The organism is Caldisericum sp., from assembly GCF_049967455.1.
Lineage (GTDB): Bacteria > Caldisericota > Caldisericia > Caldisericales > Caldisericaceae > Caldisericum > Caldisericum exile_A.
The window spans coordinates 1-22,388 of the sequence record NZ_JBMFSR010000018.1 but is presented as its reverse complement, the minus strand read 5'-3'; the positions used below and the strand labels follow the sequence as shown (position 1 = coordinate 22,388).

General features: G+C 35.1%; 23 protein-coding genes, 3 tRNA genes and 1 pseudogene. 18 read left to right on the top strand and 9 right to left on the bottom strand.

From position 1 onward, the window contains the following. Positions 1–150: 150 nt before the first annotated feature. Together ACP5SP_RS05200 and ACP5SP_RS05195 are read right to left on the bottom strand one after the other, a co-directional pair. Positions 151–267: pseudogene (locus ACP5SP_RS05200) on the bottom strand (IS607 family transposase); the annotation flags it as partial. A 57-nt stretch (positions 268–324) separates the two neighbouring features. After that, a complete protein-coding gene (locus ACP5SP_RS05195; RefSeq protein WP_428076133.1) occupies positions 325–525 on the bottom strand; it encodes a hypothetical protein in 201 nt (66 codons plus the stop codon). 538 nt (positions 526–1,063) lie between these two features. On the opposite strand from ACP5SP_RS05195, the gene ACP5SP_RS05190 reads away from it, so the two are divergent. Further along, the gene (locus ACP5SP_RS05190; RefSeq protein WP_416085032.1) at positions 1,064–1,717 is read left to right on the top strand and encodes a carotenoid biosynthesis protein; all 654 of its coding nucleotides are present in this window, start codon (positions 1,064–1,066) and stop codon (positions 1,715–1,717) included. A 56-nt stretch (positions 1,718–1,773) separates the two neighbouring features. Further along, a complete protein-coding gene (locus ACP5SP_RS05185; RefSeq protein ID WP_424587079.1) occupies positions 1,774–2,523 on the top strand; it encodes an MBL fold metallo-hydrolase in 750 nt (249 codons plus the stop codon). Between the two features lie 57 nt (positions 2,524–2,580). Here the strand turns inward: ACP5SP_RS05185 and ACP5SP_RS05180 are convergent, their stop codons facing one another. Together ACP5SP_RS05180 and ACP5SP_RS05175 are read right to left on the bottom strand one after the other, a co-directional pair. Next, positions 2,581–3,534 (bottom strand): SufB/SufD family protein, encoded by a 954-nt coding sequence (locus ACP5SP_RS05180; RefSeq protein WP_416084914.1) that lies wholly within the window; start codon positions 3,532–3,534, stop codon positions 2,581–2,583. Beyond that, positions 3,525–4,280 (bottom strand): ATP-binding cassette domain-containing protein, encoded by a 756-nt coding sequence (locus ACP5SP_RS05175; protein WP_416084915.1) that lies wholly within the window; start codon positions 4,278–4,280, stop codon positions 3,525–3,527. Before ACP5SP_RS05175 ends, ACP5SP_RS05180 begins: the two co-directional genes overlap by 10 nt. Before the next feature lie 145 nt (positions 4,281–4,425). Here ACP5SP_RS05175 and ACP5SP_RS05170 point away from each other — a divergent pair, with 145 nt between their 5' ends. Beyond that, positions 4,426–5,103 (top strand): TIGR03936 family radical SAM-associated protein, encoded by a 678-nt coding sequence (locus ACP5SP_RS05170; RefSeq protein ID WP_424587078.1) that lies wholly within the window; start codon positions 4,426–4,428, stop codon positions 5,101–5,103. Here the strand turns inward: ACP5SP_RS05170 and ACP5SP_RS05165 are convergent. From ACP5SP_RS05165 to ACP5SP_RS05155, 3 genes are all read right to left on the bottom strand, one after another. Then, entirely contained in the window at positions 5,100–6,005 is a 906-nt protein-coding gene (locus ACP5SP_RS05165; protein WP_428076132.1) for a diguanylate cyclase domain-containing protein, read from the bottom strand. The two genes, ACP5SP_RS05170 and ACP5SP_RS05165, sit on opposite strands and share 4 nt — an antisense overlap. Before the next feature lie 88 nt (positions 6,006–6,093). Further along, entirely contained in the window at positions 6,094–6,765 is a 672-nt protein-coding gene (locus ACP5SP_RS05160) for a DUF996 domain-containing protein (protein WP_424587076.1), read from the bottom strand. Between the two features lie 53 nt (positions 6,766–6,818). After that, positions 6,819–7,220 carry a diguanylate cyclase domain-containing protein gene (locus tag ACP5SP_RS05155; protein WP_416084919.1) on the bottom strand — a complete coding sequence of 134 codons (402 nt, stop codon included), beginning with the start codon at positions 7,218–7,220 and terminating at the stop codon, positions 6,819–6,821. Between the two features lie 67 nt (positions 7,221–7,287). On the opposite strand from ACP5SP_RS05155, the gene ACP5SP_RS05150 reads away from it, so the two are divergent. Together ACP5SP_RS05150 and ACP5SP_RS05145 are read left to right on the top strand one after the other, a co-directional pair. Further along, positions 7,288–8,193 carry a cation diffusion facilitator family transporter gene (locus ACP5SP_RS05150; protein WP_416084920.1) on the top strand — a complete coding sequence of 302 codons (906 nt, stop codon included), beginning with the start codon at positions 7,288–7,290 and terminating at the stop codon, positions 8,191–8,193. Positions 8,194–8,558: 365 nt separating this feature from the next. Further along, positions 8,559–9,035 (top strand): Hsp20/alpha crystallin family protein, encoded by a 477-nt coding sequence (locus ACP5SP_RS05145; RefSeq protein WP_416084922.1) that lies wholly within the window; start codon positions 8,559–8,561, stop codon positions 9,033–9,035. A gap of 25 nt (positions 9,036–9,060) precedes the next feature. Here ACP5SP_RS05145 and ACP5SP_RS05140 read toward each other — a convergent pair whose 3' ends face one another. After that, entirely contained in the window at positions 9,061–9,990 is a 930-nt protein-coding gene (locus tag ACP5SP_RS05140) for a bile acid:sodium symporter (RefSeq protein ID WP_428067080.1), read from the bottom strand. A gap of 167 nt (positions 9,991–10,157) precedes the next feature. On the opposite strand from ACP5SP_RS05140, the gene rpsO reads away from it, so the two are divergent. The 13 genes from rpsO to ACP5SP_RS05075 all read left to right on the top strand — a co-directional run bounded on the left by rpsO (position 10,158) and on the right by ACP5SP_RS05075 (position 22,001). Next, a complete protein-coding gene (rpsO, locus tag ACP5SP_RS05135; RefSeq protein WP_416084924.1) occupies positions 10,158–10,424 on the top strand; it encodes a 30S ribosomal protein S15 in 267 nt (88 codons plus the stop codon). A gap of 4 nt (positions 10,425–10,428) precedes the next feature. After that, positions 10,429–12,546, top strand: a complete 2,118-nt coding sequence (locus ACP5SP_RS05130) for a polyribonucleotide nucleotidyltransferase (RefSeq protein WP_428076131.1) — start codon at positions 10,429–10,431, stop codon at positions 12,544–12,546. Further along, positions 12,546–13,775, top strand: a complete 1,230-nt coding sequence (locus ACP5SP_RS05125) for a M16 family metallopeptidase (protein WP_424587089.1) — start codon at positions 12,546–12,548, stop codon at positions 13,773–13,775. Before ACP5SP_RS05130 ends, ACP5SP_RS05125 begins: the two co-directional genes overlap by 1 nt. Beyond that, positions 13,768–14,346 (top strand): uracil-DNA glycosylase, encoded by a 579-nt coding sequence (locus ACP5SP_RS05120; RefSeq protein WP_416084927.1) that lies wholly within the window; start codon positions 13,768–13,770, stop codon positions 14,344–14,346. The genes ACP5SP_RS05125 and ACP5SP_RS05120 overlap by 8 nt, the downstream gene beginning before the upstream one ends. After that, entirely contained in the window at positions 14,347–15,618 is a 1,272-nt protein-coding gene (gene secD / locus ACP5SP_RS05115; protein WP_424587090.1) for a protein translocase subunit SecD, read from the top strand. Between the two features lie 10 nt (positions 15,619–15,628). Beyond that, a complete protein-coding gene (gene secF, locus ACP5SP_RS05110) occupies positions 15,629–16,705 on the top strand; it encodes a protein translocase subunit SecF (RefSeq protein WP_428076130.1) in 1,077 nt (358 codons plus the stop codon). Between the two features lie 27 nt (positions 16,706–16,732). Next, positions 16,733–17,248, top strand: a complete 516-nt coding sequence (locus ACP5SP_RS05105; RefSeq protein WP_424587117.1) for an adenine phosphoribosyltransferase — start codon at positions 16,733–16,735, stop codon at positions 17,246–17,248. Between the two features lie 58 nt (positions 17,249–17,306). Next, positions 17,307–19,289, top strand: coding sequence for a RelA/SpoT family protein (locus ACP5SP_RS05100; RefSeq protein ID WP_428067087.1), 1,983 nt, complete (start codon positions 17,307–17,309; stop codon positions 19,287–19,289). Continuing rightward, complete coding sequence (gene dtd / locus ACP5SP_RS05095; protein ID WP_416084932.1) at positions 19,240–19,728, top strand: D-aminoacyl-tRNA deacylase; 489 nt, start codon at positions 19,240–19,242, stop codon at positions 19,726–19,728. The genes ACP5SP_RS05100 and dtd overlap by 50 nt, the downstream gene beginning before the upstream one ends. A gap of 56 nt (positions 19,729–19,784) precedes the next feature. Beyond that, a tRNA-Gly gene (locus tag ACP5SP_RS05090) sits at positions 19,785–19,859 on the top strand. 1 nt (position 19,860) lies between these two features. Further along, positions 19,861–19,935: transfer RNA gene (locus ACP5SP_RS05085), tRNA-Cys, on the top strand. Positions 19,936–19,944: 9 nt separating this feature from the next. Continuing rightward, positions 19,945–20,031 (top strand) — tRNA-Leu (locus ACP5SP_RS05080). An 8-nt stretch (positions 20,032–20,039) separates the two neighbouring features. Next, on the top strand, positions 20,040–22,001 hold the full coding sequence (locus tag ACP5SP_RS05075) for an O-antigen ligase family protein (RefSeq protein WP_428076129.1): 1,962 nt from the start codon (positions 20,040–20,042) through the stop codon (positions 21,999–22,001). Between the two features lie 66 nt (positions 22,002–22,067). On the opposite strand, the gene ACP5SP_RS05070 is transcribed toward ACP5SP_RS05075, so the two are convergent. Next, the coding region (locus tag ACP5SP_RS05070; protein ID WP_428076128.1) for a hypothetical protein at positions 22,068–22,388 on the bottom strand (321 nt) is incomplete at its 5' end.

Here is a 22,388-nt window from a genome sequence, read left to right as displayed (position 1 = left end):
ATATATAACAAAAGTTTACCTTCTTTTAATATTTACTATTCTTAACCTATCTCTTAAAGGAAGCGATTCTTCTTTTACAACATCAGAAGCAAGAATCAATATAGCTACTGTCCCAGGAGTATAACCTCTTTTTTCTTCCTCATCTTCAATTACCACTATAGTTCCCGTTGGTAGTTGTCTCGCATTTGGTAATTTGCCATCTTTAAACATTTGCCATGCCCTTCTGTAACTTATCCCTATCTTCCTTGCCCATTCACTCAACTTCATATAGTTATGATATCATAAAAATCTAGATTTAACAAGAAATGTCTAAAAAATCAGTTATTAGTATCTAATACCTTTTTGTCGTGTAAGCATATCCTGAAGTGTTATACTGAGCCGTTCATTTTCCTCTTCAAGTGTGCGGATACGCTCGTAGATCTCATCGTGAATATCAATAGACTGAGCAATGGAATCTAAAATTTCGTATATATCAATGATCTTTTTTATTTGTTCGTCCGTTACCTCAAACTTACCCTCTTCCATGGACTGCACCTTTATATTTTGTATTCCCATATATGTTATACAAAAAAAATTTGCAAAAATTAATAGATTTTTAAATATTTTCAATCATAGATACGAGGTTTTAGAGAGCAATTTGTTATAAAGCCTAAAGAGATACATTGCCACTTGAAGATACGATATGAGAATAGAAATATTAGATGGTAAAAAATACTATTGGTGGTAATAAAATATTACCTAATCTGAGCGATTCTCCAAATTTTCCTTGTATTTTTCTTGGATAAACTCAGATTTAATTTAATTTGGGCACATATAAAAAAGATGACACTTTCACCCGTTAAGTGATGAAGCACTTTCACAATGGGTGAAAATATGATAGACAAAAATTAAAAAAATACAAAAGAAGAAAAAGAGTTATAAAAATTAATGTTTGTTTCAATCATCTGAGGTAATGTCGAACATAAAGAAAAAAATATGACAAGTATTTGCAAATTTTTCAAAAAAGCACTAAACTTTTTAGAGTGATAAAAAATTGCTCAATTATAGAGATAGGTCAAAAGAAGTGAAAAATGGGAAGAAATATTTCGGATTGATACTGCAAATAATAATTTTAATCTTTGCTCCGTTAATATATGAAAATATAGGTATGCATTATGGTGGTCCTCTTGGTGTAAGATACTTTTATGCAGATTTCTTTAATCCAAAGTTCTTGGGACTTCCGATACTTGTTTGGTTTTTCTGGATAGTTTTTATATTAATCGGTTATTCACTTACAAATGCCTTTATTGAATTTCTCTTAAAAAGAGATTATTTTTTTCATATAAATAGTATATCTAATTTGATTTTGTGTGCTTTCCTTGATGGTTTTGCCGTTATGACATTTGATTTCTTTATAGATCCTGTTTCTGTGAAGTTTGGATTATGGGTTTGGCAAAACAATTCTCAGTACTCTTATTTTGATGTACCATTTGGTAATTTTATAGGTTGGTTTGTAATTGTTTCCACAACAACTTTTCTTGTAAGATTAATAGATCAAACATTTCAAATAAAACCTAATGAAAAGTTAGTACTTATTTCTCCTTACCTGTATCTTGCAATTGTATTCGTTTCTTTCATCCTTTCTTTTATTCTTTTTGGTTTCGAGCTTTCAATTACAAGCTTATTACTGTCTTCCCCAATAGTAATTTTTAGTTTTTATACAATAAGGGCATCTTAAATAAGGTTCTTGTGCTATAATACAAATCGGAGATTTAAATAATTAGGAGGTGAAAATTGAAAGTTTCTCTTTTTGAAAATGAAAATCACAAGGTTTTTAAATTTTCGGGATTTGGCGATTCTGATGAGGTTGAAACAAATCAGTTTTTAATTGTTGATGGAAGTGAGGCTTTGCTCTATGAACCTGGCGGTTCAAGGATAAATTCTTATCTTTTTTCAGAGATTGCCTCTATCATTCCACCGCAAAAAATTAAGTATATTGTTCTATCTCATCAAGACCCAGATGTAAGTGCATCTTTAAACTTCTGGGTTGTATCAACGAATGCAACGATTTTTGTTTCTGAATTGTGGGCACGATTTATCCCACACTTTCTTCCAAAGGCAATTGTTGAGGATAGATTAGTAAAAGTAAAAGATGGAGGAATGCGACTGAAATTAGGAAATTCCGAGGTTGTCCTTGTCCCTGCGCATTTCTTACACTCAGAAGGAAACTTTCAAATTTATGATCCTGTATCTTCAATTCTTCTTTCAGGAGATTTTGGTGCTTCAATTGGTGCAGATTATGAAGTTGTTTCTAATTTTGAAGAGCATTTAAAATTCATGGAACCTTTCCACAAAAGGTATATGCCTTCATCTTTTGCTATTAAATCCTGGGTTAATATGGTACGTAAATTAGATTTAGAACAGATTGTGCCACAGCATGGTGCAAGATTTGTTGGTAAAGACAATGTAAATAAATTTTTAGATTGGGCTTTTAATTTGAAGCCGCTTCTTGAAGAAAATCCAGATTGGTATAAGTTGCCTTAAAGTATTTTTTTTCTTGAAGGTTTAAAAAGGAAAGGCAATTGCCTTTCCTTTAAGTTTTTACTGCAAAATTCCTTTTATGATAAGTTCTGTTGCTTCTTCTTCCGTTAATCCCTTTGCCATGAGAGTTTCAAGTTGCCTTCTATTTACTCTTCCAATGGATGCCTCATGAGTGAGTTCCGATAGATCATTAACAACTTTAAGGATTGGCTCAGTTTTCACATCAACTTTGTTACCTTTTGTGATTTCATTACATTCAACATGTCCGTAAGAATATGGTGCGTTGCCATATGCTATATTAACAATATTTGCCTTTGTCTCATCAAGCGCAACAACTGTTGATTTAGCAATTCCTCTTGAACGCTCACCGTTTAGGTTTAATGTCTCTTTTATTTCAATCTCATCATTTTTGGTTCCTTTTACTTTTGATGTAAGTTCTCCAATTGCACTTTCTCCAAGGTCAAGATTCATTTCAACGTATAGTTTCCCAATACGTGTCTTTGTTAAGGTAAAACTATTTTTGTATATACCGCCTTTCTCAACCTTTGCATTTGTAATTGTCCTAAGATTTATCGTCCCAAGATCTGAGTGGAAGTGTTCATCGGCATATTCCATTACTGCTCCATCTTCAACTATTACATTTGAGATTGCATTGTGGGTGAATTCCTCAACCTGCGGAAAAACACAGTGGGCTGTAAATTTTACTTTTGCATTTTTTCTTATTCTTATATTGAAGATGACATTTTGAAGTCCTCTCTTTTCAACATATCCAGTGCAAACATGAATAGGAATTGGAAGTGCAACGCCTTCTTCTATCTCCATATCAACACGCACACCATTTTCTATTTGTGTTGGCGTTAGTTTTACACCAGGGACATTATTCAGTCCTATAACTCTATTTCCACTTATGATGATTGATGCAACTCTCTTATCAAAGTATTTTGAAGCATCATATCCATTCTTTTCAAGGGCATCAACGATTTGTTTATATTCATCGGTAATATTTATACCCATTTTCTAACCTCCTCTTTTGATTTTTCATTTTGTTTTGGTGCATTTGGATGGTTGCATATACCACATTCTTTCTTATACTCCTCAATTACTGAGATAGCATCTCCTTTATTAAGGACAATGCCATTACAGATATGGTATGCAAAATCAACATTTGTTGCCATTTCTTCCCTGTGAGTAATTATAATGGGTGTTCCACCATATGAAGCGATATAATTTAGGACATTATTTACCATTTCAAGACTCATAATATCAATACCTGAATCTGGCTCATCAAGGATTGCGTATCTTGGCTTTAAAACCAAAATTGAAGCAAGCTCAACTCTTTTCCTTTCGCCTCCACTAAGACTTCCGTTAACCTTTCTTGCTATATATAGTTTTGGATTCAATCCAACTGTCTCAAGAACTTGTTCAAGCTCATTTCGGTCGATTTTTATTTTTCCACCAAGCGTCAAATATGCTCCAACGCTAATTCCCTCAAATCTTGGTGGTTCCTGGAAGACAAGCGTTATTCCTCTTTTTGCGCGTTCATAGATTGAAAGATTTGTAATATCCTCATTATCAAGGAGGATTCTTCCTGTTGTTGGCTTGTAATCCTCAAGCCCCATAATTATATATCCAAGAGTGCTTTTCCCAGCACCATTTACACCAAGGATTGCATACTTTTTACCTTCCTCAAACTCCATAGAAACTTCCTTAAGGATGAGTTTATTATCAGCTTTAAAGCTTATGTTTTCAAGTTTTAGCATCTTTTCACCTCATTTGTAATAAATTATAACACAAAAAGTAATATATTGCAAGGAAAAGGAACATCTTATAGGATTCTTTTTTAATTGCCGTAATATATTTTTGAGAAATAGAAAAAATCTTCATTTCTCAATATAATAAAGATATATGAGAATAAGAGTTAATTTTGAGCGTCCCTATGCAATTTTTTACTTGGGGCATCTTGATATGAAAACTGTTATTGAAAGGGGTTTAAGAAGATCAGGTCTTCCTCTTAAATTTACCGAAGGTTTTAACAAAAGAGTGCAATTGGAATTGGGATTTCCTTTGAGTGTCGGCATGGTAGGGGAGGATGAGTATTTTGACTTCTTCTTGAGGGAAGAGGTTGATCTTTATAAGATTTTTGAATCACTTACAGAAGCATTTGAAGGTCTTCTTGTAATAAAGAGAATTAAGCCGCTTCCATATTCTGCAAGGTCTATAACTTCGTTTGAGGCAATGTTTACAAATATTGTAGTTGGGCACACAGTGTCTGATATTTCCAAATTTGATATTGAAAATGCCTTAAATTCAATTCTTGAAAAGCAAGAAATTTTAGTAGAAAGAGATTACAAGAAAAAGGATGTAAGAAAATTCATTGATAAGTTAGAACTTTATAGTTTCCGAGATCCTCACTTTGAGATCCTTATGACTACCCTTTATTTAAGAGAAGGAAGCATTAAGATGAACGAATTTGAGAATATCCTTGCAAATCTTATACCTGTTGAGTTTGAATATGTGATAAGAAAGAATACGCTTGTCCTCGATAAAGGAAGGCTTTTAACTCCGTTTGATTTAAATTTCTAACCAAATTTACAATTATTTTTACCAGATTTCTTCACTTCATACATAAGAGCATCTGCCCTTGCAATAAGGGATTGAATTGTATCATCTTTTCTTATCAGAGTGCATCCAATTGAAGTAGTTATAGATAACTCACGTCCATCTATATCTATTGATGAATTGTTTATGAGTATTCTTAGTGTTTTTGTAAATTTCTTAAGATTTTCTTCGTCGATGTCTTTAAGGATAACTGCAAATTCTTCTCCGCCGTATCTTCCAACAATATCATGTGGTTTTATATTTGAAAGAATTGTCTGTGCAATTGTTCTTAATACTCTGTCTCCAATGAGGTGTCCATATGTATCGTTTAACTTCTTAAAGTCATCGATATCGATAAATAAAAAGCCGTGTGATTTATTAAGTAGATTTACCTCTTTAATTGCTTCATCTATTTTTATTTCAAGGTATCTTCTATTGGGAATTTGAGTTAATTGGTCAATAAAAGCATCTTTTTGAAGCTTTTGGATATTTTCTCTTATTAAAGGCAATCCCCAACCTTGATTAAATCTTTCAACAGCGCCAACAATTTCTCCTTTTCTATTTCTTACAGGAATTGTTTCAACATTAACTGGTATTCTTGCTCCATTTTTATCGTGCAGGTACACATTTTCAGAGACAATTTCTCCTTTTTCCATTGCTCTCACAAGCGGACATTTTGTGAAACATAGAAGTGTTCCATTTTCATCCACATGACGAAGAATATTGTCAAAACATCTTTTATTTATTATCTCTTCCTTTTTGTAGCCTGTAATTTCCTCTGCTGCCTTATTCCAGTAGAGTATTTTTCTTTTTCTATCAACAAAGTAAATACCATCGATAGTATTATCTGCTGCTGTTTCGTAATATTTTTTTATTGCCTTTTTCATTTGTCGCCTCAAAAAGAATTATAGCAGATTTGTAAAATAAAAAGAAGGGGTAGCAACTTGCTACCCCTAAACGAGATATGTTAAAACATTAAAGGAGTGGAGGAGGGGACTCTTGAGTACTTACTTCTAAATTGTCTTTAAGTGAGAAGAATGCAACAACCTCAAAAATATATCCAATAAAGTAAACAAGCAGTCCAACAAGTATAATTGAAAGTATTGAGCCAATGAACATAAGGTTTCCTGCGGTTCTGAAATATTCAACTTGAGTTTCTTTTGAAATCTCCTCATAAGATTTCTTTAAGTAATAGCTTCTTGCAACTAAAATGCCGTATAGGATTAATCCAAATACAACCGATACAATTATGATACCTATCCCCAAATTTTCTCTTAAACCAAAATTGCTAAATGGACCTTCAAACAATCCAAATGGGTGTCTTTTTGCACCAAAATTGAAATTTGGGAATCTTCTATTTGGAATTATATATCCATAGTAAAGCATACTTCCCATAAAGATTCTTCTTACATTCATTCCAATCAGTGCAAGTCCACCTACGGTTGCTAAAACTATTTGAAGGATGAAGCTAACAAGGAAATTGTCGTAAATTTTTTTATTTTTTGTAAGCTTTGAAAGTTCACTTATGGCAATAAATACGAGCACTAAACCTGCAATGCCTGCAAAGATACCAAGTCCTGGAATTACGCTCAAAATTGCAAGCAAGACTCCAACTCCACCAATTATTTTAATATTTTTCAATTCCATATCGTTCACCTCTCAATAAAAATTATAGAGTTAATTGTGAAAGAATTATGAATTTATTTTTTTCTTCTTAGATTCTCGTATGCCTCTTTCACATTTCCAAAGAAGCTTCCGCTTATGTTCCATGCGATATTTACCTTTGGAGGATTTGGCATTTCTTTTAAATAGTTTTCAAGCTCATCCTTTATCCGTTTTGTAATTTCAATTATGTTGTCTTCGTTTATGTCTTCTAAAATAACTCCAAACTCATTCTTGCTTACTCTTCCAACAATGTCATATCCTCTTACAGATATTGAAAGCAACTCCGCAGTCTTTTTAATAATTTGAGGTTCGTTTGTGTCTATTTCTATAATTATCGTGCCAATGTTTGCATCTCTTTTCTTACTAAGCCTTTCGAGTTCCTCATCAAAAAAATCCCTTGAATAAAGATTTGTTTCTAAATCTCTTATGTGCCCCATTTTTCACCTCTCTTATAAATTTTACAACAAATGTAATATAATTGAAATGGGTTTTTAAGAGGGAAAAATGGAAAAAGAACACGACCACAACTACGAAATTGGAAGTGCATCGGGTAGAGTACTTGTTTCAATATTTATGAATATTCTCATAACAGTACTTGAGATAATCTTTGGAATTCTTTCAAGAAGTTTGTCTTTGATTTCGGATTCGATGCATAATTTGTCAGATACACTCTCAGGAATTTTTACTTTGTGGACTTTGAGACTTTCTGAAAGAAAGCATAACGAACGTTTTACCTTTGGATATAGGCGATCTCAGATAATAGCTGCATTTGTAAATAGTTCAGTTCTTCTTGTTATTGCGGCACTCCTCATTCGTGAAGCAATTTTACGCTTCTTATCAGTTGAGGTGATTAATGTTAGTCTCATGCTGCCTGTTGCAGTTGTCGGTCTTATTGCAAACTCAATTAGTGCAATTCTATTACATTCGCATGCTCACAGCCTGAACGTTCGAAGTACGTATCTACACCTACTTTCAGATGCTCTATCATCAGTTGCAGTTGTTCTTGGTGCAGTTTTTATGTGGATATTTAAAATCTACTGGATTGATCCTCTTTTGACTATCCTTATTGCCATTTATACGGGATATAAAGCATTTGAAATTGTCAAGGAGAGCACACTTATTCTTCTTGAAGCAACACCAAGTGATATTGATTTAAGAGATGTCGAAAAAAACGTTCTTACGATTCCCGGGGTTGTGAATATCCACCATATCCATGTGTGGCGGCTCGATGATGAAAAAACACTTCTTGAAGCGCATGTAAATGTCCTGCCAAATACAAGCGTTGATGAAACCAAAAACATTCGTCTTGAGATTGAAAAAATTCTTAAAGAAAAGTTCGGTATTGATCATACAAATATTCAATTTGAATGTAATGAACACCTTGAAGACAAATTAATAAAAGAAAATTAAGTGCCTTTCTCTAATTTCATACTTACTTTTTTAAGAAAAATTTTATGAGAACAAAGTCTTTCAAACTTATCAATACCCTTGCCTTTATATCACTCGCGGCTTACATTGCAATGCACTTTAACTATTCTACACTTTTTGTATGTATGGCTCTTGGGACGGTTGCAGTTAATACCCTGCATAATGAATCTGAATATTTTGACGGAATTGAGTTTTTTCGGAAACACTGCTTCTTGTGCTCTTTACAATTGTTGGTGCTGGCTTTGATATAAATTATCGAATTTGGGGACTTTTTGATAATTTTCTTAATTTTACCCCCTTGACAAACTTAAAAAATTATATATAATATATTGCAGGAGGTGATGGATATGGCAAGAATCTATGATCCCTTTGAAGAAATTAGAAGACTTGAACAAGAAATTGATGAAATATTCTCTCAGTTCTGGAGAAGCGCAAGACCAAGATTGGCGCTTCCAAGGAAGGAAAGGGGAGAAATTCAACCAGTAGAAACCCAGATTGCCTTTGCTCCTTCTGTTGATGTTATTGAAAAAGATAATGAAATTGTTGTAAAAGCAGACCTTCCTGGAATTGATAAGAAGGATGTAAAAATTAAGGTTGAACCTGATTCTGTTGTTATCTCTGGTGAAGTAAAGAAGGAGCGTAAGGAAAAAGAAGAGAACTACTTCATTGAAGAGCGTGTATATGGTAGTTTCTACAGAGCAATTCCTTTACCAGCTGAAGTAGATCCTGAAAAAGCTCAGGCTAAATTCGAAAATGGAGTTCTTGAAATAACTCTTCCAAAGGTTGAAACTGGCAAGAAGACAAAAGAAATTTCACTTGAGTAAATAAAGTCCTCCTCTTTTGCCCCCGCTATTTTGCGGGGGCTTTTTTATTTAGTTTAATAAGAATCTCTGAAGGAAATATCATTAAAGACCAAGGGATCTGTGCAAGGGTTAGTACAAGCGAAGCCTTTGTATCAAGAAAGGAAAGCGCAAGTATAACACCGATTGTTACATTCATAAATGTCTTTGTTGCAAAAATTGAAATTCGCTCCTTCATAGGCAAAAAAGGTGTTATGTAGAATGGAACGATCATAAATAGAAGATATATTGGTATAGAAAAGAGAATAAATCCTATTGATTCAATTGGGTTTTTTACTATGAAGTTATAGTTAATGGCAGAAATTGTCGTGCCAAGGAGAAGCAGGATTAAAGTTGTTATGACTTTGTTTTTTGAAGCAATTTGAGTTGTGAGCCTTTTGAATGTGTATTTGAATATTTGAGATAGTATTAACGGAATGAAAATGAGCTTTATAAGGGTTGTAGAAATATTGAGGTAGTCAACATGTATAACCTTTCTAAGAAGGATGTAAAAGAGTAATGGAATTGTAATGGGTGCAATAATATGAGTAATGATAATTATTGTTGTTGAAAGAATTGTATCTCCTTCGAGGATATCTGTAATTGAAGCTGAGGCAACTCCTGCTGGCACCGCAGAAAAGAGAAGATAAGATGCAAGAAGAAAATCTTCAACCTTTAGAATTTTTAAAATTACAAAGACAGAGATAGGAAGCAGTATCAAATCGAAAACTACCGCAAATAAAATGAGTTTTACTTTCTTTGAAACTTTTAATAGATCTTGAAATTCAAGCTTAAGAAAGGTAAAAAACAGGACGAGCATCAAAAATTCAGTAAGATATGGTTTTAAGACGGCAAATTGAGGGAACATAAGTCCCAAAGGTATTCCAAGTGTTATGATAAACGATGTGTTATTTTCGATAAATTCTATAACTCTTTTCATACTTCACAATTATATTTTATAAGCCTCGTTTTCCAAATCGCTATTATTTTTGAAAAAGATACAAAATATTGTATAATATCTTTGCTTTTAGCAAGGGAAACTCGTATAACCCTCCATACGGTTTCCTTTGTTATTAGCGGAATAAAAATTTTTATAGGAGGTAAAGAATGATTACAAAAGAACAGAAAGAAGAAATTTTTAAGAAATTTGGTCGTCACGAAGGTGACACAGGTTCACCTGAAGTGCAGATTGCACTTCTTACATTACGAATAAACAATCTTACGGAGCACTTAAAGCAATTCAAAAAAGATTTTGCTTCTCGAAGAGGACTTTTTAAGTTAGTCGGTGAGAGAAGAAAACTTCTTACTTATCTTAAGGAAACAGATAAAGAGCGTTACGAGAGAATTGTTAAAGAATTGAATTTGAGAGCATAAGACTATGGTGGAGAAAATAAGTATTGAAGTAGGCGGAAAAGTAATAGAGTTTGAAGTAGGTAGGATGGCAAAGCAAGCAGGAGGTGCCGTTTTTGCAACATGTGGCGGCACACAGGTGCTTGCAACTTCCACGATGGGAGATGAACCTGCAGAACCAACAGACTTTTTCCCTTTAACTGTTGATTATTTCGAAAAGATGTATGCTGCAGGAAAAATCCCTGGAGGGTTTTATAAGAGGGAAGGACGTCCTACCGATGAAGAAATCCTTGGTTCCCGCCTTATCGACCGTCCCCTTAGACCAATGTTTCCAATTCAATTCAGGCGCCCAGTCCATATTGTTGTGTATGTCCTTTCTGCAGATGGCGCTATTTCACCTGCAATTCTTGGTATAAATGCTGCATCTTTAGCATCACTTATTTCGGATGAGCCTTTTTACGAAGCAGTCTCCGCTGTTAAGGTTGGTCTGATTGATGGTAAATTTGTCATAAATCCCAATGAAAGCGATATTGATGAGAAGAGTCTTCTTGATTTAAGTATAGCAGGCACAAAAGATGCCCTTATAATGATTGAATCTGGCTCAAAGGAAATATCAGAAGAGACAATGCTTCAGGCAATGGAAGTTGCCTTGGAGGAGATTAAGAAGATTTCTCTTGCGCAGGAAGAATTTGCAAAAAGGATTGGGAAACCAAAAGTTCAAGTGCCCGAAGTTATAATTGACGAAGCCTTAAAGCAGGAGATTGAGTCGGAAATCCTTGATAAAATTAAACTTGCACTCGAAAATAAAGAAAAACTCACCCGAGAGAAGGCGCTTGAAGAGATTAAAAAAGGAATAATAACAGAGTACGAAGAGAAATATCCAGAAAAGGTCTCTGAAGTAAATATGATTTTTGACCTCATTTTGAGGAATTACATAAGGTCTCAAACACTTCAGGGTAATCGAATTGATGGAAGAAAGCCTGATGAAATTAGACCAATCTCAATTGAGGTTGGGGTTCTTAAGAGAACTCATGGCTCAGCGCTTTTCACAAGGGGACAAACACAGGTACTTTCTATTGCAACACTTGGTGGAAAAGGCGAAGGTCAATTGATTGAGTCTCTTGAAGAAGAAATCATAACTAAAAGATATATGCACTACTATAATTTCCCGCCTTTTTCTGTAGGTGAGGCACGTCCCATGAGAGGTCCCACTCGTAGAGAAATTGGACATGGTGCACTTGCAGAACGAGCACTTGTGCCAGTTTTACCAAGTGAAGAAGAATTTCCTTACACAATAAGAGTTGTCTCTGAGGTATTGGAATCTAATGGTTCCACCTCAATGGCTTCGACTTGTGGCTCAACTCTTGCACTTATGGATGCAGGTGTTCCCATTAAGAAGCCTGTTGCAGGTATAGCAATGGGTTTGATAAAGGAAGGGGATCAATTTGTAGTATTAACGGATATTCAAGGTGCAGAAGATCACCTTGGCGATATGGACTTTAAAGTTGCAGGGACTGATACAGGTATTACAGCACTTCAGATGGATATAAAAATCAAAGGAATTACAATTGATATTTTAAGAATTGCACTTGAGCAGGCTCGTAAGGCTCGTCTTTATATTCTTGAAAAAATGAAAGAAGTAATCCCTGCACCTCGTCCCGAAATTTCTCCATATGCTCCAAGAGTATATAAGATGCAAATTAGACCAGATAAGATTGGTTTGCTTATTGGACCTGGCGGAAAGACGATAAGAAGCATTATTGGTTCTACTGATTCAGAGATCAATATTGAGCCAGATGGAAAAGTCTACATCACAGCACCCAATGAAGACATACTTAATACAATTTTGGAGCGGATAAACCAACTTCTTGCAGAACCAGAAGAAGGAAAAATCTACGAAGGAGTTGTTATTGAGTTAAAGGAGTTTGGGGCACTTGTCCAAATTCTTCCAAATTATGTTGGTCTTTTGCATATATCTCAAATTGCAGATAAGTACATAAAGGATATTCGAAAAGAGCTTCATGTAGGTGACAAAGTAAAAGTAAAAGTCATTAAGATTGAAGATGATGGAAAAATTCAACTCAGTAAAAAGGCAGTTGATGGCGGAAATAACAACTCAAAAAAAGAAGAACCAGGAGAAAAATAATGGGCGAAAACCTTGAAATCTCAATTTCAAAAAATGGTATAAGATATTTCGTTGAAGAAAATCATACGTTTCCATCGGTATCTTTGGGTGTATTTGTTAAGTCTGGCTCACGCTATGAAACTGATAAACTTGGCATTGCTCATTTCATCGAGCATATGGTTTTTAAAGAAACAAAAAAACGATCTTCCTTTGAGATTTCAAAGGCAATTGAAGGGCTTGGTGGAGAAATCAATGCCTATACCTCTTCTGAGTATTCCCTTTTTTATGTAAAGCTCCTTCAAAAAGATATTGAAGTTGGTTTTGATGTTTTGTCTGATATCTTGACAAATCCAACGTTTAATAAGGAACTTTTAGAAAAAGAAAGAGAAGTAATTCTTGAAGAAATCTACGAGTTTTACGATGACCCACAGGATATCTGTCAGACGGAGGCATTGCGTTCCCTTTGGGGAGATTCTCCTCTTTCAAGAAACCCTCTTGGGACTGAGGAAAGTGTACGCTCAATCACATATGAGGATATTGTTTCCTATTTTGAAAATTTTTTTGTTAAGGGAAACATTTTTATTTCAGCAGTTGGAGATATTGATCGCCTAAAGGCAGAGGAACTTGTCGAAAGGTATTTCAAAGATTTTAAAGAAGGCAACAAAGATATAAACGCAGAAACAGTCTCCTATAAATTCCTTGATATAAACTATCCTAAGGAAACAGCGCAACTCCATCTTGCAATAACCCTAAAGGGTGAAAAGAGTTTTACGCATGAATCATATCTGCATTCAATTTTTACCGTTGCTCTTGGCGGAAATATGTCATCGAGGCTTTTCCAGAAACTACGTGAGGAACATGGACTTGTTTATACTATCTATGCTTATCCTGTGAGACTTGTCGATACAGGCGGCACAGTTATTTATGCATCTACCTTGCCAAAATACGAAAAAGTTGCAAAAGAAATTATTTTTGAAGAGTTAAATAGCGTTAAAGAGAAAGGCTTCACTCACGATGAATTTGTGAATGCCAAAAATTACCTTTTAGGAAGCATGATTTTAGGTCTTGAAAGTACCTCTTCAAGGATGCAGAAAAATGGTGTGTCAGGACTTATGCAGGGATATATAAGATCCGTTGAAGCCATCATAAAAGAGATAGAAGGAATTGAAAAAGATGAATTTGATTCCTATCTTAAAAATCTCTTGGATGGCACTTACGGAACTGTAAGAGTAGGAAAGATTGATGGATAGAGAAGCAATGCTTAGGGAAATTGAAAACGATATCAGGCACTGTACAAGATGCGATTTACACAAAACTAAAACCCATTACGTCCCAGGAGTTGGTCCTGCAAATGCAAAGATAATGTTTGTTGGCGAAGGTCCTGGTCGTGATGAAGATATTCAAGGTCTTCCTTTCGTTGGAGCTGCAGGTAAGCTTTTAACTCAACTTCTTTCAACAATAGGTATTGATAGGTCTCAAGTCTTCATAGGAAACATCGTTAAATGTAGACCACCCAATAACAGAGTTCCAACAGTTGAAGAAGTTGAAGCATGCATACCATATCTATATGCCCAAATTTCTGTAATTGAGCCTGAAATTATCGTAACGCTTGGCAATACACCTTTAAATGCACTTGTAAGCCCAGCATTAAAGGTAAGTTCAGTTCACGGCAGAGTGTTTGAGAAAGATGGTTTAAAATTTTTTGTGACATTTCATCCTGCTGCAGCACTCTATCATGGCGAATACAAAGAGTTGCTTATGGAGGATTTTATGAAGTTAAAACAAATTTTAGATGAGACAAAAATTGTAGGAGGTTCTTAGATGAAAAGGAAGCTTTTAGTATGGTTTGTTATTTTCCTCATTGTGTTTGGACTTGCACTTTATATTGACTACACTGCAATTACTGCATCTTCAAAACCACTTGAAACCTTAAACAAATTTGAAAGCTATATCGTGCCTCGATTTGGGCTTGATATAAAAGGTGGCGTAAGATTTGTTTTGGAGGCTGTGGATACCCCTGAGGTAAAGGTTACACAAGAAGCAATGCAAACAGCAATAAGTGTAATCCAAAAAAGAGTTAATGCCCTTGGAATTTCTGAAGCAGTTGTCGTGCAAGAGAGGGGGGCAAACTGGAAAAGAATCGATGTTGAACTTCCAGGTTGGAAAGATCCAGAAAAGGCAAAAGAGCTCATTGGACAAACTGCGCTTTTGCAGTTTAAAACTGAAGATGGAAAAGTTGTTTTGACAGGTGCCCATATAAAGAATGCAACTCTTGAATTTAGTAAGGATCCTGCAACATTGGGTCAGCCAGTTATTGCCTTCCAATTAGATCCAGAAGGGACAAAAATATTTGCAGAAGTAACTCAACAAAACATTGGAAAGACGATTTCTATTTATCTTGACAATAAACTTCTTATGGCACCGACTGTAAAAAGTGCTATTACTGAAGGTCAGGGTGTTATAGAGGGTAAATTTACAAAGGAAGAAGCTGCAAACTATGCTGCTCTTTTAAGGTCTGGCGCATTACCTGTTAAATTGAATTTCATCCAGGAAGAAGTGGTTGGTCCATCATTGGGAAGCTACACTATTAGAATGGCAGTTTTAGGTGGCATATTTGCATTTATCCTTGTGATCCTATATATGATTATTTTTTATGGTTATCTTGGCATACTTTCTGCGATTTCCCTTATATTCTATGTTTCCCTTGAACTTGCTACGCTATTCCTTCTTCATGCAACACTTTCTCTTCCTGCAATAGGTGGTACAATTCTCTCCTTGGGTATGGCTGTTGATATCAACGTAATTGTGTTTGAAAGAATGAAGGAAGAGCTTAAACTTGGCAGAACCCTTAAATCGATTATAAACGCAGGTTTTGCAAACGCATTGCGTACGGTTATTGATTCAAACCTTACCGTACTTGTTGGTGCGGCATTCCTTTTCTACTTTGGCACAACAATTATTAAGGGTTTTGCTGTTACGACATCAATTGGTATTCTTACAGGGTTCATTTCTGGTGTATTTATAACAAGGCTTCTTGTTGAATTATTCCTTCCACAGTCATCTTTAAAGAGACCGTGGATGTGGGGAATATAGGAGGTTTGCGATGAGTTTTAGAGATAGAATTAAAAACTGGAATATTATAGGGCATACAAAAATCTGGTTCTCAATTTCGCTTTCCCTTATAATCATAGGTCTTGCTGCAATTGGTTATAATTGGGTAAAGTTTGGATCTCCATTAAACCTTGGTATTGACTTTAAAGGAGGTTCAATTATAACGCTTGCTTGCAGTGAACAGCCTGATTCTCAGAAAATAAGGGACATAGTTGCAAGCATTGGCTATAAGGATGCAATCGTCCAAGAAGCACAGGGGAATAAAGTTATAATAAAAATCAATGCTACAAACGTCCCACCTGATGATATTACAAAAATTGTAAATGAAGCTGATAAGCTATACAAAGTAAATAAGGATCAAACACAAATTACTTCTATTGCCCCTGTTATTGGAAGCGAATTGATGAAAAATGGTGCAATTGCACTTCTTCTTTCACTTTTATTTGTCCTTTTTTATATCTCATTGAGGTTTGAGTTTAAAATTGCATTAGCAACAGTTTTGGCATTGTTTCACGATATCATTGTAACATTGGGCATGCTTGCTCTCTTTAGAATTGAAATTAATGCTCCCTTCATTGGTGCTTTTCTTACAATAATAACCTATTCAGTTGAAGATACGGTTGTTGTAATGGATAGAATTAGAGAAAAACTTAAATTTAAGTTAAGAGAGTCCTTTAGGGAACTTGTTAACAAGAGTATAACTGAAGTTTGGGTGCGTTCAATGAATACTTCTATTACAACGTTTTTCTCGTCTCTTGCGCTTGTTATTTTCGGCGGTAGTGCTCTAAGAGACTTTTCAATGACACTTCTCTTTGGTCTTTTATCTGGGACATATTCCTCAATTTACATAGCATCTCCCTTACTTGTCCTTTTTAGGGGGGAGACACTTAGCGAAGAAATTGCAAAGAAAGAGAGCGTTGTTAAAGTAGTTGAGGAAGCACCAAAGACAGAAACTCATCCTGAAAGCAATGTAGAGCCTGCCTTGGAATCTCATGACGAGCCGAAATCCGCAAAAGAAAGCAAACAAAAATCAAAGAAGAAAAACAAGTCTTCCAAAAAGAGAAAATGAGTATAATATATTTGTTAGGAGGTTAAAATGGATTTAAGGAAGTACATTAGGGACATTCCAGATTTTCCGCAAAAGGGGATTCTTTTCAGGGATTTAACGCCTCTTATGGGGGACAAGGAAGCATTTAACTATGCAGTTAAAGAGATTGCAAATCATTTTAAGGATTTTCATGTGGATAAAGTTGCAGCCATTGAAGCAAGGGGATTTATTTTTGGTGCACCAATTGCAAAGGAACTTGGAGCAGGCTTTGTACCTATAAGAAAGCCAGGGAAATTACCATACGAAGTTGTAAGAAAAGAGTTTCAACTTGAATATGGAATGTCAATTCTCGAACTTCATAAAGATGCCTTCAAGAAAGGCGAAAGAGTTCTTATGATTGATGATCTTCTTGCAACAGGTGGTACTGCGCTTGCCGCATCTGAACTCGTTGAATCTCTTGGTGCAGAAATCGTTGGCTGGGGTTTTGTTGTAATACTTAAAAATCTGAAAGGAGAGGAAAAGATAGGGAAATATCATGTATTTTCCCTTGTAAACTTTGAATAAAGAAGAACTTTTTCAAGAATTAAAAAATAGAGTGTCCCCTTACCTCGACGGTGAGGGGATGAAACTTTTAGAGGATGCCTATAGGTTTGCACTTGAGAAGCATTCAGGGCAAGCAAGAGAGTCAGGCGAAGAGTACATCATTCATCCACTGAATGTTGCTCTCATTCTTACTAATCTCAAGCTTGATGCTGAAACATATGCTGCAGCACTTCTCCATGATGTTGTTGAAGATACAAATGTTTCTATTGAAGATATCAAGGCACAATTTGGAGATACTGTTGCATTTCTTGTTAATGGTGTCACAAAACTCAAAGGAATAAAAAGCGTATCAACTGAGGAGGCGCACCTTGAAAGTTTAAGAAAAATGCTCCTTGCAATGGCTCAGGATGTGCGAGTTGTCCTCATTAAGCTTGCCGATAGACTTCACAACATGCGAACCTTAAACTACCTTCCACCCGAAAAGCAAAAGGAAATTGCCAAAGAAACAATGGATATTTACGTTCCTCTTGCGCACCGCCTTGGGATCTATACGATGAAGTGGGAGCTTGAAGACCTGAGTTTCCGTTATCTTGAATCTGAAAAGTATTATGAGCTTGCAAAAAAGGTTGCAAAAAAACGTGAAGAGCGTGAAGCTTATGTGAATGAGTTAATGGAAGAGTTAAGAGGTCTCTTGAAGGAACATGGAATTACAGGAGTTGTGGAGGGGCGTCCAAAGAATCTCTATGGTATCTATAGAAAAATGATTCGTGATGGAAAACAATTTGAGGAAATTTACGATATTATTGCCTTAAGGATTATTGTAGATGACATCCCCACATGTTACCAAGTTTTAGGTATTGTAAATAACTACTATAAACTTGTCCCGGGAAGAATTAAAGACTACATTGCAATGCCAAAACCAAACTTCTATCGCTCACTTCATACAACGGTTATTACAAAATCAGGCGAACCTTTTGAAATACAGATTCGTACAAGGGAAATGCACGAAGTAGATGAAATGGGTATCGCGGCTCACTGGAAATACAAGGAAGGAAAATCCTTAGATAAAAATTATGAAGCAAAGATTGCTTGGCTTCGGCAGATGCTTGAGTGGCAAAAAGAGGTTCGTTCTTCAAAAGAGTTTGTTGAAAGAGTTAAAGTGGATCTATTCTCCGATGTGGTGCTTGTTTTTACGCCAAAAGGAGATGTCATTGAACTTCCCCAAGGTTCAACACCTGTTGATTTTGCATTCAGGGTGCATACAGATATAGGTTATCGTTGTGTAGGAGCAAAAGTAAACGGATCACTTGTCCCCCTTAACTACAAGCTTCAGACAGGAGATAGGGTTGAAATTATCACATCAAAAACTTCAACCGGACCAAAACTTGACTGGCTTCAATTTGTCCGCACAGCCTCTGCAAAGTCAAAGATAAAGGCATATTTTAGAAAACTATACGAAGAAAAGAAAGAGACCCAAAAGCTTGAAGAGACACCAAAGCCACAGCTTCCTAAAATCATTCCTCTAAAGACAAAAACCGAAACAACAGAGTACTTCCCTACAATTAGTGGAGCAAGTAATATTAATATCTCTATTGCAAAATGTTGCAACCCAAAACCTTTTGATGAAATTGTTGGCTATATTTCAAGAGGGCGTGGTATAAAAATTCACAGAGTAGATTGTCCAAATCTTATGAAAATCGTCGAAAATGGAGGGAAGGTTGTTGAAGCGCATTGGAGTAAAGGTAAAGAGAAAAATCTCTATGCGTTCTTTAAATTAACAGTTCAGGATGTGCCTGGGCTTATATATAAAATTGCAGGAGTATTTGCAAAAAGAAACATTAGCTTTGAAAACTTTCATTCCTCTTCTAAAAAGAAAAAGTTTAAAGGAAGATTTCTTGCATATATAAGATTTTCTTGTAAGTTAGATCCTAAGATTAATCTCTCAGAAATTGTTAAAGAACTTGAAAGTCTTGAAGAAGTTGTAAAAGTGCGAGTCTCTAAGAGGTGGGTATATGAGGGTAGTTCTACAGAGAGTGAAGAAGTCGAAAGTGAAAGTGAATAACGAGGTTGTTTCAGAGATTGGAGTTGGGCTTCTTGCACTTGTAGGTATTGAAAAAGGTGATACTGAGGAAGTTCTAAACTGGGTTGCAAATAAAATAGTAAATATGAGAATTTTTGAGGATAATGAAGGCAAGATGAATCTTTCAGTGAGGGACATTCAAGGTGAAATTCTTCTTGTATCCCAATTTACCCTTTTAGCCTACATAAAAAAAGGTAATCGCCCAAGTTTTACAGACGCAATGGAAGAAAACCTTGCAAGGGAATATTTTGATAAATTTGTTTCGATGGTAAAAAATTTGTATCCTTCTTTAAAAACTGGTGTCTTCAAGGCACATATGGAAGTTGAGCTTACAAACGATGGACCTGTAACAATTATTATAGAGCGCCATCCAAAAGATACTGATAGTATTTCACAGGTTAAAAATAATTTTGAAAATTGAGAAAATATTAAGCCTGTATTTGACAGAAGAGGAAAGTTGGGTATAATATTAAGTGTGCGGGAGTAGCTCAGGGGCAGAGCGCTGGCTTCCCAAGCCAGTTGTCGCGGGTTCAAATCCCGTCTTCCGCTCCATGGCGCCGTAGCCAAGTGGTAAGGCAAGGGTCTGCAAAACCCTCATTCGTCGGTTCGAATCCGACCGGTGCCTCCAGAAAAATTTGCCGGGGTGGCGGAACAGGCAGACGCACGGGACTTAAAATCCCGCGGTGGCGACACCGTGCCGGTTCGACTCCGGCCCCCGGCACCAAAATGAAAATGAAAAAGAGGTCTTTTAAAATAGATTTTGTCCTTATACTTACCCTTTCTTTTATCTTTGCACTTACCTTTCTTACGCGTTTTGGCGAAGTTGTAAACTATACAATAACCTATGCATCCTCTTTTTTTGTCTTTTTGATTTTCATTTTCTTTATTGTTGATTCAATTTTGAAGAAAAGACCAATAAAAGTTGATATTTACCTTCTTATATTCATTGTTGCAGTTGGATTTTCAATTATTTTCTCTCATTATAAATATCATGCCTTTTCACAATTTTTGAATTTCTTATTTCCGACTCTTCTTTCAATAATAATTTTGAACAGTATCGACCAAGAAAACTTCAAAGTGGTATTAAACTTTATTGTCTTTACTAGTTTTCTTTTTGGATTTGTATCATATCTTTTTTATTACTCATATGCATTTGGTCAATTTCCTTCAATCTCGCTTTATGGTCAAAAATACGCATTTGTCAGTTTTGAAACACTTCAATCTCTTTGGCAATACAACAATGCCTTCGGTGCATTTTTGATACTTTCCATATTTACATCAATGGGTTTTGTTCTTCTTGAGAAAAACGATGTTAAAAGGGCAATTTATTTTATAATTTCAGTATTTTTGACTTTTCTTATCATAATCACTTCATCAAGAGGCTCTTACATTGCTTATATATTAAGTATGGTAGTTTTTGTATCCATTTTACATAAAAATTTTTTAAAGGCTTTACTTTTAGAAGTATTGGTTCTTCTTTTTGCAATTATTCTTATACCTTCTTTTGCATCGCCATTTACAGTTGATGTAATTTTGAATAAGAATACGCAGTTTGTCCAATTTGTCCAAGGAGAGCAAAATGTTTCACTCTATATGAGGATCTATTTCGTTAAATTATCGTTTGAAAGGTTTTTGCAAAATCCATTTAAACCAATTGGTATTGGAAGTTTTAAAGACTTTTATTCGCTTACTGGGAATATTCCCGATAAAATTAGGTTTGACCCCCATTCACTTATTGCAAGGATTCTTGTTGAAACTGGAATCTATGGGATAATTCCATTTCTCTTGTATGTTTTTAATGCGTATAAGGTTGCCTTTAAAAATCTAAAAAATGCTTCTTTTGTCTATGTTGGGCTGTTTTCAGGGCTTACAGGCTTTTTTATCCATATGTGTATGGATGTTGATTCGCTTCTTCCTATAACGCTTGTCTATCTTTTCTTGGGATTTGCACTTTTAACATTTAACAACCAAAAAAGTTTTGTTCTCTCAAAAAGAGTATCTCTTATTTTGATACTGTTTCTTGTTTTAGGCTCAATTTATACCTTTAAAACATTTATTGCATCAGTTAATGTTCTTATTGGAGATAACTTACCAATTGAAACAAGAATAGAATACTATAAAAATGGAATAGCTCTTGACAAAAATAACTCAACCTACCATTACCTTTTAGGGCAAACTTTTAAAGATTTGGGGGATGCTTCAAGTGCCTTAAAAGAGTTTGAATTTGCCTCTTCTTTAAATCCGCTTGACTATAGATTTCCTGATGGTATTGGGCAAATTTATCTTGATACAAAAAATCCGCTTTCAATTAAATTTCTAACAAGGGCTAAGGATCTAAGAAAAACTGATTTTGATTTAAAAGGACTTGTGGCTTTAGCTTATATTCTTACAAAAGGCGATATAAACTCTGCAAAAACACTTATTAGTTTTCCCATAGATGATTCTTTTTCAAATACAAATATTGCATATGGCTTTATTTTACTTAAGGAAGGAAACCTGGGAGAAGGTAAGGAGTATATCGTTAAAGGCATAAAGGCAAACAATAAAAATCCTTACGGACAACTTGGTTTAGCATATTACTATGCGATTCAAAATAACTCAAAACAGGTAAAGGCGAGGTTTGAGTATTTGAAAAACTTGGATTTGATTCTCTATAACGCATACAAAAATGATTTTGCAAAGTATCTAAAATAAAAAGGCTAAAATAAAAAGGGCACGCTTTTGGCGTGCCCAAAAAATTACACTAATTAGTGCTCTTTATTAAGAAGCAGATACTGAAATCTGTCCACCGGGTGTCATTGTAAATGTATAAGTCTTAGAACCAATAGTGGTTTGAACTGTGAGCGTGTAAGTACCTCCATCACTAATATAAGTTCCCGTGCCACCTGCTCCAAGCTTCTTTGCAAGAGCATCAAAGGCGTCAGCTTTAATGTATGTAATAGGAGCGGCTTCGCCTGTTACAGTGGTATTGCCTTGTTTATTCTGGGTAGCATTTGTGCCTCCTGTGAGTTCTCCAACAAATACAGAACTTGAGCTAACAGCTCCGTTAGAAATAAATTGTTCTTTTGCTACCTTTGGATA